The organism is Blautia sp. St.27G3 (assembly GCF_059728505.1).
Map to the genome: position 1 here is coordinate 1,376,410 of NZ_BAAGFO010000001.1, position 15,842 is coordinate 1,392,251.

Annotated in this window: 14 protein-coding genes; 2 read left to right on the forward strand and 12 right to left on the reverse strand. The window is 46.8% G+C overall.

What is annotated here, in order from left to right; genetic code table 11:
• Positions 1-17: 17 nt before the first annotated feature.
• The 3 genes from prmC to rpmE form a co-directional block, all read right to left on the reverse strand.
• Complete coding sequence (prmC, locus tag AC6I2O_RS06390; protein WP_497742149.1) at positions 18-863, reverse strand: peptide chain release factor N(5)-glutamine methyltransferase; 846 nt, start codon at positions 861-863, stop codon at positions 18-20.
• A complete protein-coding gene (locus AC6I2O_RS06395) occupies positions 850-1,959 on the reverse strand; it encodes a DUF1385 domain-containing protein (RefSeq protein WP_120391085.1) in 1,110 nt (369 codons plus the stop codon). Before AC6I2O_RS06395 ends, prmC begins: the two co-directional genes overlap by 14 nt.
• 66 nt (positions 1,960-2,025) lie before the next feature.
• Positions 2,026-2,232 carry a 50S ribosomal protein L31 gene (rpmE, locus tag AC6I2O_RS06400; RefSeq protein WP_120391345.1) on the reverse strand — a complete coding sequence of 69 codons (207 nt, stop codon included), beginning with the start codon at positions 2,230-2,232 and terminating at the stop codon, positions 2,026-2,028.
• 333 nt (positions 2,233-2,565) lie between these two features.
• Between rpmE and AC6I2O_RS06405 the strand changes: the two genes are divergently transcribed.
• Positions 2,566-2,763: a hypothetical protein gene (locus AC6I2O_RS06405; protein ID WP_120391086.1), complete on the forward strand. Its 198-nt coding sequence runs from the start codon at positions 2,566-2,568 to the stop codon at positions 2,761-2,763.
• A gap of 84 nt (positions 2,764-2,847) precedes the next feature.
• Here AC6I2O_RS06405 and rho read toward each other — a convergent pair whose 3' ends face one another.
• Positions 2,848-4,401 (reverse strand): transcription termination factor Rho, encoded by a 1,554-nt coding sequence (gene rho / locus AC6I2O_RS06410; protein WP_497742150.1) that lies wholly within the window; start codon positions 4,399-4,401, stop codon positions 2,848-2,850.
• 340 nt (positions 4,402-4,741) lie between these two features.
• Complete coding sequence (locus AC6I2O_RS06415; protein ID WP_497742151.1) at positions 4,742-5,116, reverse strand: TIGR04086 family membrane protein; 375 nt, start codon at positions 5,114-5,116, stop codon at positions 4,742-4,744.
• Positions 5,117-5,212: 96 nt separating this feature from the next.
• Here AC6I2O_RS06415 and AC6I2O_RS06420 point away from each other — a divergent pair, with 96 nt between their 5' ends.
• Positions 5,213-6,511 (forward strand): HlyC/CorC family transporter, encoded by a 1,299-nt coding sequence (locus AC6I2O_RS06420; protein ID WP_497742152.1) that lies wholly within the window; start codon positions 5,213-5,215, stop codon positions 6,509-6,511.
• A gap of 150 nt (positions 6,512-6,661) precedes the next feature.
• Here the strand turns inward: AC6I2O_RS06420 and AC6I2O_RS06425 are convergent, their stop codons facing one another.
• From AC6I2O_RS06425 to clpX, 7 genes are all read right to left on the reverse strand, one after another.
• Positions 6,662-8,290, reverse strand: coding sequence for a C40 family peptidase (locus tag AC6I2O_RS06425; RefSeq protein WP_497742153.1), 1,629 nt, complete (start codon positions 8,288-8,290; stop codon positions 6,662-6,664).
• Between the two features lie 188 nt (positions 8,291-8,478).
• Positions 8,479-9,915 carry a TrkH family potassium uptake protein gene (locus AC6I2O_RS06430; protein ID WP_497742154.1) on the reverse strand — a complete coding sequence of 479 codons (1,437 nt, stop codon included), beginning with the start codon at positions 9,913-9,915 and terminating at the stop codon, positions 8,479-8,481.
• A gap of 9 nt (positions 9,916-9,924) precedes the next feature.
• Entirely contained in the window at positions 9,925-11,283 is a 1,359-nt protein-coding gene (gene trkA, locus AC6I2O_RS06435) for a Trk system potassium transporter TrkA (RefSeq protein ID WP_120391090.1), read from the reverse strand.
• Positions 11,284-11,319: 36 nt separating this feature from the next.
• Positions 11,320-12,510 (reverse strand): pyridoxal phosphate-dependent aminotransferase, encoded by a 1,191-nt coding sequence (locus AC6I2O_RS06440; RefSeq protein ID WP_120391348.1) that lies wholly within the window; start codon positions 12,508-12,510, stop codon positions 11,320-11,322.
• 84 nt (positions 12,511-12,594) lie between these two features.
• Positions 12,595-13,032 carry a GatB/YqeY domain-containing protein gene (locus tag AC6I2O_RS06445; RefSeq protein ID WP_120391091.1) on the reverse strand — a complete coding sequence of 146 codons (438 nt, stop codon included), beginning with the start codon at positions 13,030-13,032 and terminating at the stop codon, positions 12,595-12,597.
• 152 nt (positions 13,033-13,184) lie between these two features.
• Positions 13,185-14,312 (reverse strand): RNA polymerase sigma factor RpoD, encoded by a 1,128-nt coding sequence (gene rpoD, locus AC6I2O_RS06450; protein ID WP_120391092.1) that lies wholly within the window; start codon positions 14,310-14,312, stop codon positions 13,185-13,187.
• Between the two features lie 86 nt (positions 14,313-14,398).
• Positions 14,399-15,841 carry an ATP-dependent Clp protease ATP-binding subunit ClpX gene (gene clpX, locus AC6I2O_RS06455; RefSeq protein WP_120391093.1) on the reverse strand — a complete coding sequence of 481 codons (1,443 nt, stop codon included), beginning with the start codon at positions 15,839-15,841 and terminating at the stop codon, positions 14,399-14,401.
• Position 15,842: the final 1 nt, after the last annotated feature.

Consider the following 15,842-nt stretch of genomic DNA (forward strand, 5'->3'; position numbering starts at 1 on the left):
ATACGCACTGCTACTAATCACAAGGTACATTTTCCCAGTACTACCCGATCAAGTCCCGCCAGATCCTGCTTCACGCGTATTTCCGAAAATCCTCCCTCGGACATCAGCGCTTTTACCGATTCTCCCTGATCGTATCCGATCTCGAATAAAAGCCATCCACCTGGACATAGGTGTTCCCGGCTCTCCTGAATAATGCTCCGATAAAAATGCAGCCCGTCCTCCCGGCCATCCAGCGCCTGATGCGGCTCATGTAGCCGCACTTCCTCAGCCAGCGTATCAATCACATGACTGCGTATATACGGCGGATTTGATACAATCACGTCGTACTGTCCCGGAATATCAGAAAACAGATCACTGTGCAATAGCCTTACAGCAGCCCCCAGACAGGCCGCATTCTCTGCTGCAACAGCAAGCGCCTGTTCTGAAATATCCGCGGCATCTATCAGCAGTTCTGCGCCAAATTTTGCCAGACTAATGGCAATACAGCCGGAACCAGTACACAAATCCAGCACCCGCATACCCGGCCGCAGCCGCGCAAGTGTCTCTTCGACCAAGATTTCCGTATCCTGACGCGGTATCAAAACATATTCATTGACCTGAAACAACAGCCCCATAAATTCCTGCTGCCCGGTCAGATGCTGGAGCGGAATATGACTGCCCCTGGACAAAATAAGCTCCTCATAGCGCGCGTGCTGCTCCGGCATCATGGGCGCTCCTCCCTCCGCCAGAAAATACGTTCTCGTAATCCCTGTCACATAAGTGAGGAGCAGCCAGGCATCCACCGAAGCATCCTCAATGCCACACGCGGTCAAGTACTGCGCACCGTCCCGGTATGCTTCCCGCAGTGTTTTATGACGGATCATCGGACGCCTCATCTAACTTATACTGTGCCCCAAACTGTTCATTTTCAAACTTCTTCCAGTCAAATACTGCTTCTACTGACGCAATCGCCACTTCAATCATCGCGTCATCCGGCTCTTTTGTCGTCAGACGCTGCATAGCCATACCCGGCTTGCTGAGAAAATTCACCAGTTTGCTCTCTGACATACCTGCCAGACGAATAAATTCATAAGATACTCCTGCGATCACCGGAAGCAAAGCCAGACGCAGCACAATACGCCAGAACGCCGTATTCACATGAATCAGCGCGAACAGCGGAATACTAACTACCATAATAAACACTATGCTGACAAACATGACTATAAACAGAAAGCTCGTGCCGCAACGCTTATGCTCCCGGGAGCTTTTCCGGACGTTTTCCACATTCAACTCCAGGCCATGTTCGATACAGTTGATACATTTATGTTCCGCACCGTGATACATAAAAGTCCTCTGAATATCCTTCATTCTGGAAATCAATGCCAGGTATCCCATAAAGATCATCAGCTTGACAATGCCCTCAATCACAAGAATCGCCATCTCAGACGTGATTGCCTGCCGGAGCAGTCTGGAAAGAAAATACGGCACCATCATAAAGAGCACAATTGAAAATGCAAGAGAGAAAATAACGGTTATAGTCATTATCGTATCATTCTCTTCCTTTTTCTCGCCGCCACTTACCTCCCCGGCTTCTTTTTTCAGCTTTTCCTCGCATTTTGCAAGAACCTGCTCAGCCTCGGCTTCCTTTCCCTGTCTTTTCAGCTTCTCTGCTTTTGCCTCTGCCTTTTTCCTCGCCTTACTTTCTCTTTGGGTACGCTCCTCCTCAGACTCTTCCGCAAACAGCGATGCAGAGTACATCAGAGCTTTCATCCCCAGGATCATAGAATCAAAGAAATTGACAACGCCTCGAATAATCGGCAGCTTAACGATTTTATTATCCTGGAAACGGCTGCTGCTGCAATTCTGTACATCCACGACGATCTCGTTGTCCGGCGTCCGCACTGCCACCGCATACTTTCCGCCATTGCGCATCATAACGCCCTCAATGACCGCCTGTCCCCCTATACCGGATGGTTTCATATAAATTTCCTCCATTATTTAAAAACAGGTTGAGATTTTTCAATCTCAACCTTATCTCTTCTCACACTATTTAGACTCAATACCGTATTTTCTGTTGAATCTCTCAATACGTCCGCGGGCTGCTGCAGCCTTCTGCTGACCTGTGTAGAATGAATGGCACTTTGAACAGATTTCTACATGGATATCCTTCTTTGTAGAACCTGTAACATAAGTATTTCCACAGTTGCATGTAACCGTTGCCTGATAATAATTCGGATGGATTCCTTCCTTCATGATTTTCACCTCTTCTTCGTATTTTGTGAACTGCTGAATCCGGCTTCCACGCCGTCTCATTTCTGGCCAATGCTGCTCAAATGTTACCACAACAAGCTATCCCAGACTACCCCTGCAAGTCCCTGCAGTTACGTTGCAAATCAAATTATATCACAACGTAAAAATGATAGCACAAATTTCGGCACAATGCAACTATTTTATAGAGGTTTTTACGCGTCCTTTATCCTCCCCACGAAACGCGGCGCCTCAAAAAATATCTGCCATTTTTATATATTTATTTTATCTGTTTCCGGGAATACTATCTGTAATACACCCTGAAAGGAGATTCTGCAAATGTCAACTAAAATTCATTCTACTGTGACAGAACTTCCCGCTTCCTGCAAGGCTTCCGCTGAACGCATGGCAAGGGAACTGGCAAAAGAAGATTTCGCAGAAATTACCGAAAGCTGCCGTAAACAGATTACAGAGCTCGAGCATACGCTCTCAAAGGAACTCGGAGAGAACATTGCTCTTGTTGCGTTTCGGGTTTAACAAAAAGCGGGGCATCTGATGCACATAAAAGGCCTTCTATGACATTGTCTCTTCACAATGTCATAGAAGGCCTTTACACATTGCTTAAACAAACTTCTGTCTGCGTACCTTCTGAACAAGCTCCCGGTTGTCTTTTGTATGAACAAACATATTCAAAATATTTTCCACTGCCTCATCTGACTTCATTCCGTTTAACGCGCGGCGCATGATATAAACTGCCTCCTGCTCTTCACGGTCAAGCAGAAGATCTTCACGGCGGGTACCGGATTTCGGAATATCAATTGCCGGAAAAACACGCTTCTCGGAAAGCTTGCGGTCAAGTACCAGCTCCATATTTCCGGTTCCCTTAAATTCCTCGTATACCACGTCGTCCATCTTGCTTCCCGTATCTACAAGCGCTGTGGCTAGAATCGTCAGGCTGCCGCCCTCCCGCATCTTTCTCGCCGCACCGAAAAACCGTTTCGGCATATGCAGCGCTGCCGGGTCCAGACCACCCGAAAGCGTACGGCCGCTGGGCGGTACGGTGAGGTTATACGCACGGGCAAGGCGCGTGATACTGTCGAGCAAAATCGTCACATTTTCTTTTTGTTCCACAAGACGTTTTGCACGCTCAATTACCATCTCCGAAACCCTTTTATGGTGCTCCGGCAGTTCGTCAAATGTAGAATAAATAACCTCTACATTCTCACCGCAAATGGCTTCCTTGATGTCCGTCACTTCCTCCGGGCGTTCGTCAATCAAAAGAATCAGCAGGCGCATATGCGGATCATTTTGTAGAATAGACCGTGCCACATCTTTCAACAGCGTAGTCTTTCCTGCTTTCGGAGGCGACACAATCATGCCTCTTTGTCCCTTTCCGATTGGTGAAAACAAATCAACAATCCGCATCGCAGTCGCACGTGAACCGCGCTCCATGCGCATCCGCTCATTTGGGAAGACCGGTGTCATGTCCTCAAAGTTACACCGCTTCATTGCCTCAAAGGGCGGCTTTCCATTTATTGTCTTCAAATAAAGCAATGCTCCAAATTTTTCCTGCTGCGCCCGGATTCTCATATTACCGGAAATAATATCCCCTGTCTTCAGATTAAAACGGCGAATCTGTGACGGAGACACATACACATCATTATCCCCCGGAAGATAATTATCGCTCCGTATAAAACCAAAGCCATCCGGCATGACCTCCAGAATCCCACAGGCCATAATCCCGCTGTCAAGCTGAGAAAGCTCTGTCGGAGGCCTGTCCGTCCGTTCCGAAGCCGGTCCCTCCTGCTCAAACCGCTCCTGGTTGCGATACTCTGGGCTGCTTTCTTCGTTGCGCGGTTCACGCCGACTGCGTTCTCCCTCCCGCGATGTCCCGGGATAACGTCGTTCCGACATGCCCTGGCGCTTTCCTTCTGCCGGATTCGCGGTCCCCGGCTGGGGCATCACTTTTTCTACATGAGTCGCTTCCAGCTGTTCCGTCGCTTCGGAATGTGTTGGTTCCTCCCCCTGCTGTTTTTCTGCCTTTTCTTTTTCATCTTGCAGGAGCATTGTATCAATCAATTCACCTTTTTTCATTGTCGAGATGCCTCTCATCCCTCTGGCCTTTGCTAATTCTTTCAGCACAGCCAAAGACAGCGATTCATATTTTTCTTTCATATTCACCTCATAATTTATTTCTGTTTTATTTTCTTTTGCAACTTTTATTCTTCTTTTACTAAGCGGGATATATTTGTCTGAAATGACTGATGCGAACCTATATCTGATCAGATCGCCGTATAAGCAGCTTTGTAACAGCATATTTGTTTCATTGTATCATACAGTACCCTCGCTTGACAAGGGCACATATATTGAAAAGAAAAACAGAAATTAATCTGGCTGCGGCATTGCTATCCATCCTCACAGCCAGATTCTCTCAGAACATCATTATTCCTTGCCTAGAACCATTTTAGAAATGCACATTATAACAGGTCTCCTGTCACGTTTGGCGAAAAATGCACTATTTTGCAAGCATTCCACCCAGCATTCCGCCGCACGCGCACAAGACAAAGGCCGTTATTCCCTGCAAGAGACCACACTGCAAAGAATGATCTCCCATCCCCGATATCAGAAGAAGCAGAGCAAAATACACGCAGCCAAGCAGCAGCCCCCAGAGAAATTTTTTGCTTCCCGCCTTATGCCCGCAATACATACCGCCCAATAGACATGCAAACACATACGTAAACAAAATACAAATCTCCATTTTTTCTGCAAGTGGCTGAAACTTCAGCATTATAAAGGCCAGCAAAAACAATACCACCGCAGTCACAACACCGGACAGCACAAGGCCCTTCAAAAGCTGCAAAGCCTTCCCTCTTCCACGAAGTACTTCCACACAAATTCCCCCTTTTTGCTGTTGCTTTTTATCTGAAACTATTGTATGATTCAAGATAAACATTTTATGTTCGAATTTAAAAAAGGAGATGATTTTTTGACTTCAGAAGATGCCATACAACTGTTGGCTCTATTGTTCCTCGTAATGCTTTCTGCATTCTTTTCCTCTGCCGAAACGGCTCTTACCACGGTAAACCGTATCCGGCTTCAAGCGCTTTGTGCCGAAGGGGATAAGCGTGCTGCCGTTGTTCTAAAGGTGGTTGAGAATTCCTCTAAAATGCTCAGTTCCATCCTGATCGGCAACAACCTCGTGAACAATTTTTCAGCTGCCCTGGCAACTGCTCTGGCCATCAAAATGTTTGGAAATGGCGCAGTCGGAATTGTTACCGGTATTCTGACAATCGCGATTCTCATTTTTGGCGAGATTACACCCAAAACATTTGCGACGGCAAATGCGGAAAGACTTTCTCTGGCATATGCCTCCGTAATACTTCTTCTGATGAAGATTCTGACGCCCGTTATTGTCATCATCAACACGATTTGCCGCTATTTGCTGAAGCTTTTGCATGTTGATACGGATCGTTCTTTGAACACCATGACAGAAATGGAACTCCGTACTATCGTGGAAGTCAGCCATAAGGACGGCGTTATTGAAAAAGAAGAACGCGAGATGATTTACAACGTAGTAGATTTCGGTGATTCCCAGGCTAAAGACGTCATGGTTCCCCGTGCGGACGTTGTGTCAGTCAGCGATACCTCTTCCTTCAGTGAAATACGCGAAGTATTCCGCATGGAAAAATATACACGCCTTCCGGTATATCAGGGTGATCGCGATAATATCATCGGAATTCTCAACATTAAGGATTTCTTCTTCTGTAACGATACCGAAGATTTCAAGGTGTCTGATATCATGTACGAACCGTATTTTACGTATGAGTACAAAAAAACATCCGAACTTTTAATGGAAATGCAAAAATCCTCTGTCAGCATTGCGGTCGTTCTTGATGAATATGGCGCTGCGGTCGGTATGATTTCTCTCGAAGACCTTCTGGAGGAGATTGTCGGAGAAATTCGCGACGAGTACGATGAGGATGAAAAAGATCTGATTCAGAAAGTATCTGACTGTGAATATATCATTGAAGGTTCTGTAAAACTGGACGATGTGAACGATACGTTACAGCTGGCTCTCTCTTCTGATGAATACGATTCCATCGGCGGACTGATCATTGAAAAGCTTGACCACCTCCCGACCGAACATGAATCTGTAATAACGGAAGAAGGGATTCGTCTGACTGTCATACAGATGGATAAAAACCGGATCGAATCTGTCCGTCTTGTGCTCCCGCAGCCTCAGGAGGAGGCGGGAGAAACGTCTGAAACAGACGGATCTCTATAAACAGTGCCTTATAAACCAAAGATTCAAAACACAAAATAAACCTGAGAAAAGGCATCCTCACAATTCCGGAGGATGCCTTTTGATTTTGATCTGTAAATTTTCAGTTTATGTATCATTATCCTGTGAATACTCTTGCTGTATTCTTTCAATCTAATCCGTAATTACTCTTGTTGCCCAAACTGCATCGTCTGCAATTCCGGATGTGATAATCCCGGCCCGGCTGTTTGCTGCCTGAACCACCTGCCCGTCTCCTATGTACATACTGACATGATAAACGTATCCGTTTCTTGCATAGAAAATCAAATCGCCCGGCTCCGCCGAGTCAATCGGAATCTGCAGCCCGTATCCGGCCTGATCCTCTGCAACACGCGGAATGGAATAGTCAAAGTTTGCATAAATGCTCTGTACAAAGCCGGAGCAATCTGCCCCGTCTGTCAGGCTTGTTCCACCCCATACATATCGGTTTCCTACAAACTGCAAGGCAAATTTCACCATTGCTTCCCGGGTCTTTGCAGCCTGCGACGCCTCTTTTACAGAAGTCAGGGTATAGTAACAAGCCTTATTATCCTTCGGCTCCACCAGCATCTGAGCAAGCGTCATATTTTTTTCCCCTCTTTCAGAAACCTTGGCACGCGCCTTATTTCCTGTAATCAGGGAATGCTTCTCCACGAAGCCTCTCGCATCTCCGGATTCCACAAACACCCAGTCCTTGTCAGAATCCGCCAATATATAACACAAAGCCTGATCAGAAAGAATGCCTGTAACGGTAGAAGAAGACTTTCTTTGCTCATACATCTTTACTTCACCAGAAGCAAGTGCATACACCTTATCTACAACTACATCCTGCACCGTCGTATGTGTATACTCAAAAGCAGAATTTTCAGTCCGGGCCACAAGAAGACGTGCCGCAGGAAGAAAATCTACCCCTTTTATCCCGGCAATGCGCTCCGCAACGTCGTCTATAACTACCTCTTCTGCCTTCAAAAATCCACGGACATTTCCTGATTCTATGTAATACCATCCATCTCCCTGGTCTTCCAGGATATAACAAAGTCCATAATAGTCCAGTTCTCCTACTACTGTGGATTCGCCAGACTTCTCCTCATAAACCTTTGCGCCCGTATCATTTTTCACAATCGCGAACCTTTTGTCCACCTTTGCAAAACGGAATTCCAGCTCAATATCCGGCGGAATAACAATTTTCTGGTTCGCAATCAGTTCTTTGTTTGATTTATATTTTGATTTCTTTTTTTTGGTCTTTGACTTTTTCGGCTTTTCCGTCTCTGACTCAGATTCAGACTCAGATTCCGTCGGCATAGTCTCTGTCGAATTTGTTTCTGTCGGCGGCTGTGTCTCAGAAGGAAGCTCTGTTTCCGGTGTCGTCACCGGCTCAGTGTCCGGCTCCGAAGGTCCCGTTACAGGCTCTGTAGACCCCTGCGTTTCTGTATTCTGAGTTTCTGTATCCTGCGTCTCCGTATTCTGAGTTCCCGTATCCTGCGTCTCTGTTTGCGGAGGCTGTGTCTCCGGACTTTGCGTCTCTGTCTCCGGAGGCAGTGGCGGCTCCGTTTCCGGTGCCTGCGTCTGCGGAGGCTGTGTTTCCGGCGCCTTGGTCTCCGGTGTTTCCGTCACCGGCAAAGACGGCGCTCCATCTTCTGAGGCAAACACAATTCCCCCTGCGATTTCTATCTGCCATATCGTATTGTCATCTCCGCTGACTGCACATGATGCCAAAAGTAATACAGTACAAAGTGCAGCCGTGAGTAACTTCTTTTTTCGCATTGCTTTTCTCCCCTGAAGTAACTTTTCATTCCTGATTCACGGAACTTTTGCTCGAATTTCAGCCAGTCAACTCCCCTGCCTGGCTGAAATTTGCTTATAAAATGCACCTTTTTTTATTTTAACACAGTCATTCAAAATTGTAAAGATCTTGAGCGCCCCCATAAATCAAGGATTTTTCAATAGCTGTCCTATTTTGACCATGTTCTTCTTGAGAACAAAATCAAAAGAGGAAATAATTCCAGTCTGCCTACCAGCATGTCAAATGTCAGCACGATTTTCGAAAAATCTGAAAAACTGCCAAAATTCTGCGTCGGCCCTACCACTGCAAGTCCCGGGCCAATATTATTGATCGTAGCGGCAACCGCAGTAAAATTTGTTGTAAAATCAAAATTATCAAGCGATATCAGCAGAACAGAACCTGCAAAAATAAACAAATAAGAAATCAGAAAAACATTCACGGACCGAATCACTGCATGTTCCACAACCCGTCCATCCATTTTCAGCTTTCGAATGTTTCTCGGATGCACAATAAAATCAAGCTCTTTGAGCACAGATTTAAACAAAATCACAATACGTGACACCTTGATACCGCCACCCGTGCTCCCCGCACACGCTCCTACAAACATCAGCAGTACAAGAATTGTTTTCGAAAACGATGGCCACACATCAAAATCTGTGGTCGCAAAGCCCGTAGTCGTAATGATTGATCCAACCTGAAACGCGGCATGGTGAAGCGCATCAAACACGCTGGAAAACATGCCTGAAATATTGATGGTAATCAAAATTACAGACGCCAGAATTATGATAAAATAAGTCCTCACCTCTGCCGATTTTGAGGCCTCAGAAAACCGCCGTTTCAACAACAGATAATAAATGTTAAAATTGACGCCAAACAGAATCATGAATACTGTCACCACGCCCTGAAGATACACGGAATAACCGCCGATGCTGTCATTCTTGATCCCAAAGCCTCCGGTACCGGCTGTTCCAAACATGGTTGTCAGAGAATCAAACAGTGGCATACCGCCAAGCAACAAAAATATAAGCTGAAGGACAGAAAGCCCCAGATACATTTTGTAGAGCAGCATTGCCGTGCTTTTTACCTTCGGAACCAGCTTTCCAACGGAAGGCCCCGGACTCTCTGCCTTCATCAGATACATCGAACTTCCGCCGGTCAGCGGAAGAATCGCCATCACAAAAACAAGGACACCCATACCGCCAATCCAGTGCGTAAAGCTACGCCAGAACAGCAGACAGCGCGGCAGCGGCTCCACCTCTGCCAGAATACTGGAACCTGTTGTCGTAAATCCGGATACCACCTCAAACAGCGCGTCAATATAAGACGGAATGCTGCCTGAAATCACAAACGGAAGCGCACCAAACACACTCAGCACAATCCAGCACAGCGCCACTGCGACAAAACCTTCTCTGGCGTACATCGCCTTATTTTTAATCCCGCCTTTTATCAGCAATACGCCGCACAGCAGACAGAGCGCCATCGTAATCAGAAGAGAAACGCCTGCACGCTCCCGGTAAATCAGCGCAACTACTGCTGCCGGAGCCATAAATACTGCCTCAAAATTCAGTACCCATCCAATAATAAAGGTAATGATCCTATAATTCATCTCCGTATCCTACTTCGCTAAAATATCTTCGATATCATTCAGCCCTTTTTCTTGTGTCGTGATAATCACACTGTCTCCCGTCAATATCTTATCAGAACCGCGCGGAATAATGACTTTTCCGTTTCGGCCAATGCATACAACCAGAATTCCCTTTTTTATTTTCAAATCCTGCAACGGTACATCCGTAACCCTGGACCGGCTGCGGATCATAAATTCAAGCGCCTCTGCTCTGCCGCCGATAATCTTATGCAGCGTTTCCACGTTGCTGCCCAGAGAATTTTTCATAGAGCGGACATACTGCAAAATCTGCTCTGCCGTGACATTTTTAGGATGGATTACCGTATCCAGATCCAGCTCCTTAATGACCTCATCAAAGGCGATCCGGTTGATCTTTGTAATCAGCTTTTTATCCCCCGTCTTTCTCGCATACAGAGACAACAGTATATTTTCCTCATCTATATTCGTAAGCGCCGCAAATCCTTCGTATCTTGCTATTCCTTCTTCCAGAAGCAGTTCCTTGTCTGTACCGTCGCCACACACCACCGTTGCCTTCGGCAACAGCTCGCAAAGCTCCTCACAGCGCTTTCTGTTCTTCTCAACCAGCTTTACTTTCGTCCCAGAAGCCTGGAGCATTCTCGCCAGATAATAGGCAATCGGGCTTCCGCCCACAATCATAAGACTCTTGATCTGATTTGTCACAATTCCAACCTGGCGGAAAAATGCATTGGCATCGTTTATCCCGCCCGCCACGGACACAAGATCTCTGGCCTTCAAAATACAGTTTCCATCCGGAATAATCAGCTCGTCTCCGCGTTCCACAGTACAAATCAGAATATTTCCCAGCATTTTTGCTGAAAGATCTGAAATCCGCATATTATCGAGAACGGATTTCTCCGGAACACGAAACTTCATCAGATGCACTTTATTTTTGGCAAAAGAATTTACCTCGATTGCTGACGGAAACTGAAGCACTTTTGCAATCTCACCGGCAGCTGCAAGCTCCGGATTGATTACCATGGCCAGCCCGAGTTCTTCTTTGATAAAGTTAAGCTCCATGCTGTACTCCGGATTACGGACTCTGGCAATCGTATGGCAGTTGCCTGCTTTCTTCGCAATCAGACAACACAGAAGATTCAACTCATCCGAACCGGTCACTGCAATCAGCAGGTCGGCAGATTCTATGCCTGCCTCAATCTGCGTCGACCAGCTCGCTCCATTGCCGACAACCCCCATCACATCACATTGGCTGGAAAGGTCATCCACGACGCTTTCCTCATCATCTATGACCGTAATATCATTATCCTCTCCACTTAACTCTATCGCCAGTGACGCCCCGACTTTGCCAAGACCCACAATAATTATCTTCATATTATGTACTTTCTCCTGTAAATGTATTTCTGAATCTCAGCCCAGGCCAAAGTCTCTGGCCAGCTTCGCAAATTCCGGCAAAGCATTCTGGATTGTCCCATAAGAAACGCAGTAAGCAAGGCGCACATATCCCGGACATGCAAACGAAGAACCCGGCACCATCAAAATATGATATTTTTTCCCGGCTTCCACAAACTGTTTTTCATCCGCCACCGGAGATTTTACCCAGAGATAAAAGGCGCCCCTTGGTTTTACGCAGGTAAACCCTAGTCGCAGCAACCCTTCATACAGACACTTCCGGTTCCGGTCGTAAAATCCAAGATCAGCACCGGCATTCACACATTTTGCCACTGCCAGCTGAATCAGCGAAGGCGCATTGACGCACCCGCTGATCCGATTAGCGATCGTCGCTGCCGCAATCGTATTCTCACTGTCCTCCACCTCATCCGGTATGATTATATAACCAATCCGCTCTCCCGGAAGCGACAGCGATTTGCTGTAGGAATACACGACCATGGTATTTTCGTAAAATTTTGTCACAAATGGAACTTCTGCCCCATCAAAAGCAAGCTCCCTGTACGGCTCATCGGAAATCAGATAAATGGCATGACCGTACTCTTTTTGCTTTTCCTCCAAAATCCGGGCAAGTCCGCAGATATCCTCTTTGGAATATACAACTCCCGTAGGATTGTGCGGATTGTTTATGATGACTGCTTTTGTCCTGACACTCAGTTTTTCTGCAAAATCCGAAACATTCAGCCCAAATGACTCTGTATCAGGTGCCACCTGCACCAGCACGCCGTCATAATTACGGATATAAGAGCCATATTCCAGAAAATACGGGGCAAAGACAATCACTTCGTCCCCCGGGTCAAGCAGTGTCTTCAGGCAGACGTTCAATCCGCTGCCTGCGCCTACTGTCATGATCAGATTCTCGTTCGAAAAAGCCGTCCCGAAACGCTCGTTTAAATTGTCTGCAATCGCTTTGCGCACATGCTCAAATCCGGCATTGCTCATGTAGCCATGTACAAACACCGGATCTTCCTCGTCAAGTATCTCGCGAATTGCTTCCTTCAGCTGCTGCGGCGCCGGAACGTTCGGATTTCCGAGGCTGAAATCATATACCTTATCTGCTCCGAATTCTGCCGCCATCCGCTTGCCCTCCTCAAACATTGCGCGGATTGCCGAATTATTCTCCAGATACGGTTTCATCTTTTTCGCTATCACTCTCTTATTTCCTCCCTGTATCATCATTCGGCCGGAAACACAGACGCTCCCGGCCCCCAATGATGTCTGAAACAACGGATACGCCTAACTGCAGAGTTCTCCTACAACCTGATTAATCACCTTGCCGTCTGCCTTGCCCTTCAGTTCGCCCATCACAGCTTTCATGATCTGACCTTTATTTTTCGTAGCCAACACTTCTGCAAACTTCTCCTCAAGTATCTGCTTTACTTCCTGCGCACTGAGCAGCTTCGGCGCATACTCTGAAATTACATTATAGCGGAACTGGTACTCTGCCTTCAGATCCTCTCTGGTAGCCGGACAGGTGTCAATCTGCTCTTTCACGGTTTTCATCTCTTTTAAAATGACACGATCTGTCAACTCCTGTGAAATATCATCCCGGCAGCCCTCGTCAATCGCAACCTTTTTCACCGCTGAAATCAGCGAAGAAATCGCCTCTTTTCTTGGTTTATCCTTCGCTTTCATCGCTGCCACCATATCTTTTCTCAATAATTCAATATCCATATTTCTGCCTCCTTTCATGCAGACGGAGAGTTTCCAGAATTTTCCATCTGCAACCAAAAATAAAACCGTATCGGCTCACAAATTTCCTATGCTACAAAAACAGCTAAGACATGCGTCCGGTTCTTCCTTTCGCATGTCTTTGCTGTCTGTATTTAGGTCAAAAAGTCTTTCAGCCGCTTGCTCCTTGACGGATGACGCAGCTTACGCAACGCTTTTGCTTCAATCTGACGGATACGCTCACGCGTAACATTAAATTCTTTGCCAACCTCTTCAAGAGTCCTTGCACGGCCATCCTCAAGCCCGAACCGCAGCCTTACTACCTGCCGCTCCCGGTCAGTCAGTGATTCCAGCGCAGTACTCAGCTCCTCACGCAGCATTGAAAATGCTGCCGAATCCGCCGGTGAAAGCGCCGTATCGTCTTCAATAAAATCTCCAAGATGGGAATCATCTTCCTCACCAATCGGCGTATCCAGTGATACCGGATCTCTCGAAATCTTCAATACTTCACGCACACGGCTTACCGGGACATTCAACCGTTCCGCTACCTCCTCCGGAGTCGGTTCCCGGCCAAATTCCTGGAGGAGCGTACGCGTCATACGAAGCGTCTTATTGATCGTCTCCACCATATGTACCGGAACGCGAATGGTCCTGCCCGTATCTGCTATCCCGCGCGTAATCGCCTGACGAATCCACCAGGTCGCATACGTACTGAACTTATATCCCTTTGTATAATCAAACTTGTCCACAGCCTTCATCAGGCCCATGTTGCCCTCCTGAATCAGATCCAGAAACGGCATACCTCTTCCGACATATTTTTTCGCAATGCTGACTACAAGACGCAGGTTTGCTTCAGTCAGAGCTTTTTTCGCCTCTTCATCGCCTTGCTCCACACGCTTTGCCAGCTCTACCTCTTCATCACCGGAAAGCAACGGAACATTGCCGATCTCTTTTAAATACATGCGAACCGGATCCTCTGTACTGACCCCTTCCAATACGTCTACATCATTAATCAGCTCAATCTCCTCGTTGTCCGACAACAAAATGTCTTCCTCGGACTCCAGGAGAAGATCATCCGTCACATCATCCGGAGATTTGCCCTGAAGAATATCCACATGATTCTTCTCCAGATAGTCCAGAATCATATCCATTTTATCTTCTGTCAGTTCAATTCCGGTAAAAGCATTCAGAATTTCGTCATATTCCAGCGTATTTTTCTTGGTCTTCGCCAACGCTTTCAGACTTTCCAGTGTCTTTAAAAACTGCTCCTGTACTTCATTCATCAGCGCTCTCTCCTCATAACTTTCGTAGATTCTAACATACCATTTTTGTCAAACGCTGTCAACCACGCAGTCGGTGTCAATTTTTGTCAACTGCATGAAATCTGCGGCGGTATATTCCGCAAAGAGATTACGGGACCTCCGGTATGTTCGATATATTCCCGCGTAATTTTTACGCTTCCAATATTTTCATCCTTTGGTATCTCATACATAATATCCAACATAAATTCTTCGATAATCGCCCGCAACGCACGTGCGCCTGTTTTCTTCTCCAGCGCTTTTTCAGCAATTGCTTCCAGCGCGCCGTCGTCCATCGTCAGCTCCACCTCATCGAGTGCCAGCAGCTTCTGATACTGTTTGATAATCGCATTGCGCGGTTCCTTGAGGATCCGCACCAGCATATCCCTTGTCAGGGCACTCAGGGAAAAGATAATCGGAAGCCTGCCGATAAATTCCGGTATCATACCGAAGCTGCGCAGATCCTCGACCGTTACTTTTTCAAGAATATCCGGATCGGCGTCGTATTTGTCCCGCAGGTCGCCCAGAAATCCAATCGAAGCCTGACGGTTCAGACGTTCCCGTATAATCTCCTCAAGTCCGGGAAATGCCCCTCCGCAGATAAAAAGGATATTCTTTGTATTCACTGTTGTCATCGGCACCATGGCATTTTTGCTCGCAGCGCCCACCGGAACCTCCACCTCGCTTCCCTCGAGAAGCTTCAGCATACCCTGTTGTACGGCTTCCCCGCTTACATCCCTCTGATGCGCATTTTTCTTCTTCGCAATTTTGTCAATCTCATCAATGAACACAATACCCTGTTCTGCGCGGTCCACATCATTATCGGCAGCCGCAAGCAGCCTTGAGATTACACTCTCGATATCGTCACCTATGTATCCTGCCTCTGTCAGCGAAGTAGCATCTGCGATTGCAAGCGGTACATCCAGCAGCCTTGCCAGTGTTTTGACGAGATACGTTTTTCCGCAGCCCGTCGGTCCTAGCATCAGCATATTGGATTTTTCTATTTCAATATCATCCAGCGCTCCGGTTCCAATCCGCTTATAATGATTGTATACAGCCACAGAAATTACTTTTTTTGCATATTCCTGTCCGACTACATACTCATCCAGGCTCGCCTTGATCTTATGCGGCGCCGGAATCGCCTTGATATCAAAAACTTTTTCTTCGTGCTGTTCTTTTGTCTTTTTCTTTTTTACCTGCTGGCGTGGAAGTCCCATGCCCCCGAACAGATCAGAAAGATTAATCATACTGATGCTCGGGATTTTGGAACCTTTTTTCTCTTTTTCTTCCGTATTCTCCGGCGTCTCTGTACTTTCCTCATCTGCAAGGTTCACAAGCCCGTTATAGGAAAGCCCAGACGCCTGCATGGAGTCTACTGCACGCTGCATACACTCACAGCAGATACAGATATCGCCGCCCATCTCCACCATCTTTCCGGCTTTGCTCTCCGGCCTTTTGCAGAGAAAACAGATTTTAGGGTACTCTTCTTTGATTTCATCCTGATTTTTTTCCATA

Excerpts from the sequence above, each read along its gene's own strand:
- prmC (WP_497742149.1), bottom strand. The coding sequence starts at position 863 with ATGATCCGTCATAAAACACTGCGGGAAGCATACCGGGACGGTGCGCAG.
- AC6I2O_RS06395 (WP_120391085.1), bottom strand. The coding sequence starts at position 1,959 with ATGAAACCATCCGGTATAGGGGGACAGGCGGTCATTGAGGGCGTTATG.
- rpmE (WP_120391345.1), bottom strand. The coding sequence starts at position 2,232 with ATGAAGGAAGGAATCCATCCGAATTATTATCAGGCAACGGTTACATGC.
- AC6I2O_RS06405 (WP_120391086.1), top strand. The coding sequence starts at position 2,566 with ATGTCAACTAAAATTCATTCTACTGTGACAGAACTTCCCGCTTCCTGC.
- rho (WP_497742150.1), bottom strand. The coding sequence starts at position 4,401 with ATGAAAGAAAAATATGAATCGCTGTCTTTGGCTGTGCTGAAAGAATTA.
- AC6I2O_RS06425 (WP_497742153.1), bottom strand. The coding sequence starts at position 8,290 with ATGCGAAAAAAGAAGTTACTCACGGCTGCACTTTGTACTGTATTACTT.
- AC6I2O_RS06430 (WP_497742154.1), bottom strand. The coding sequence starts at position 9,915 with ATGAATTATAGGATCATTACCTTTATTATTGGATGGGTACTGAATTTT.
- trkA (WP_120391090.1), bottom strand. The coding sequence starts at position 11,283 with ATGAAGATAATTATTGTGGGTCTTGGCAAAGTCGGGGCGTCACTGGCG.
- AC6I2O_RS06445 (WP_120391091.1), bottom strand. The coding sequence starts at position 13,032 with ATGGATATTGAATTATTGAGAAAAGATATGGTGGCAGCGATGAAAGCG.
- rpoD (WP_120391092.1), bottom strand. The coding sequence starts at position 14,312 with ATGAATGAAGTACAGGAGCAGTTTTTAAAGACACTGGAAAGTCTGAAA.
- clpX (WP_120391093.1), bottom strand. The coding sequence starts at position 15,841 with ATGGAAAAAAATCAGGATGAAATCAAAGAAGAGTACCCTAAAATCTGT.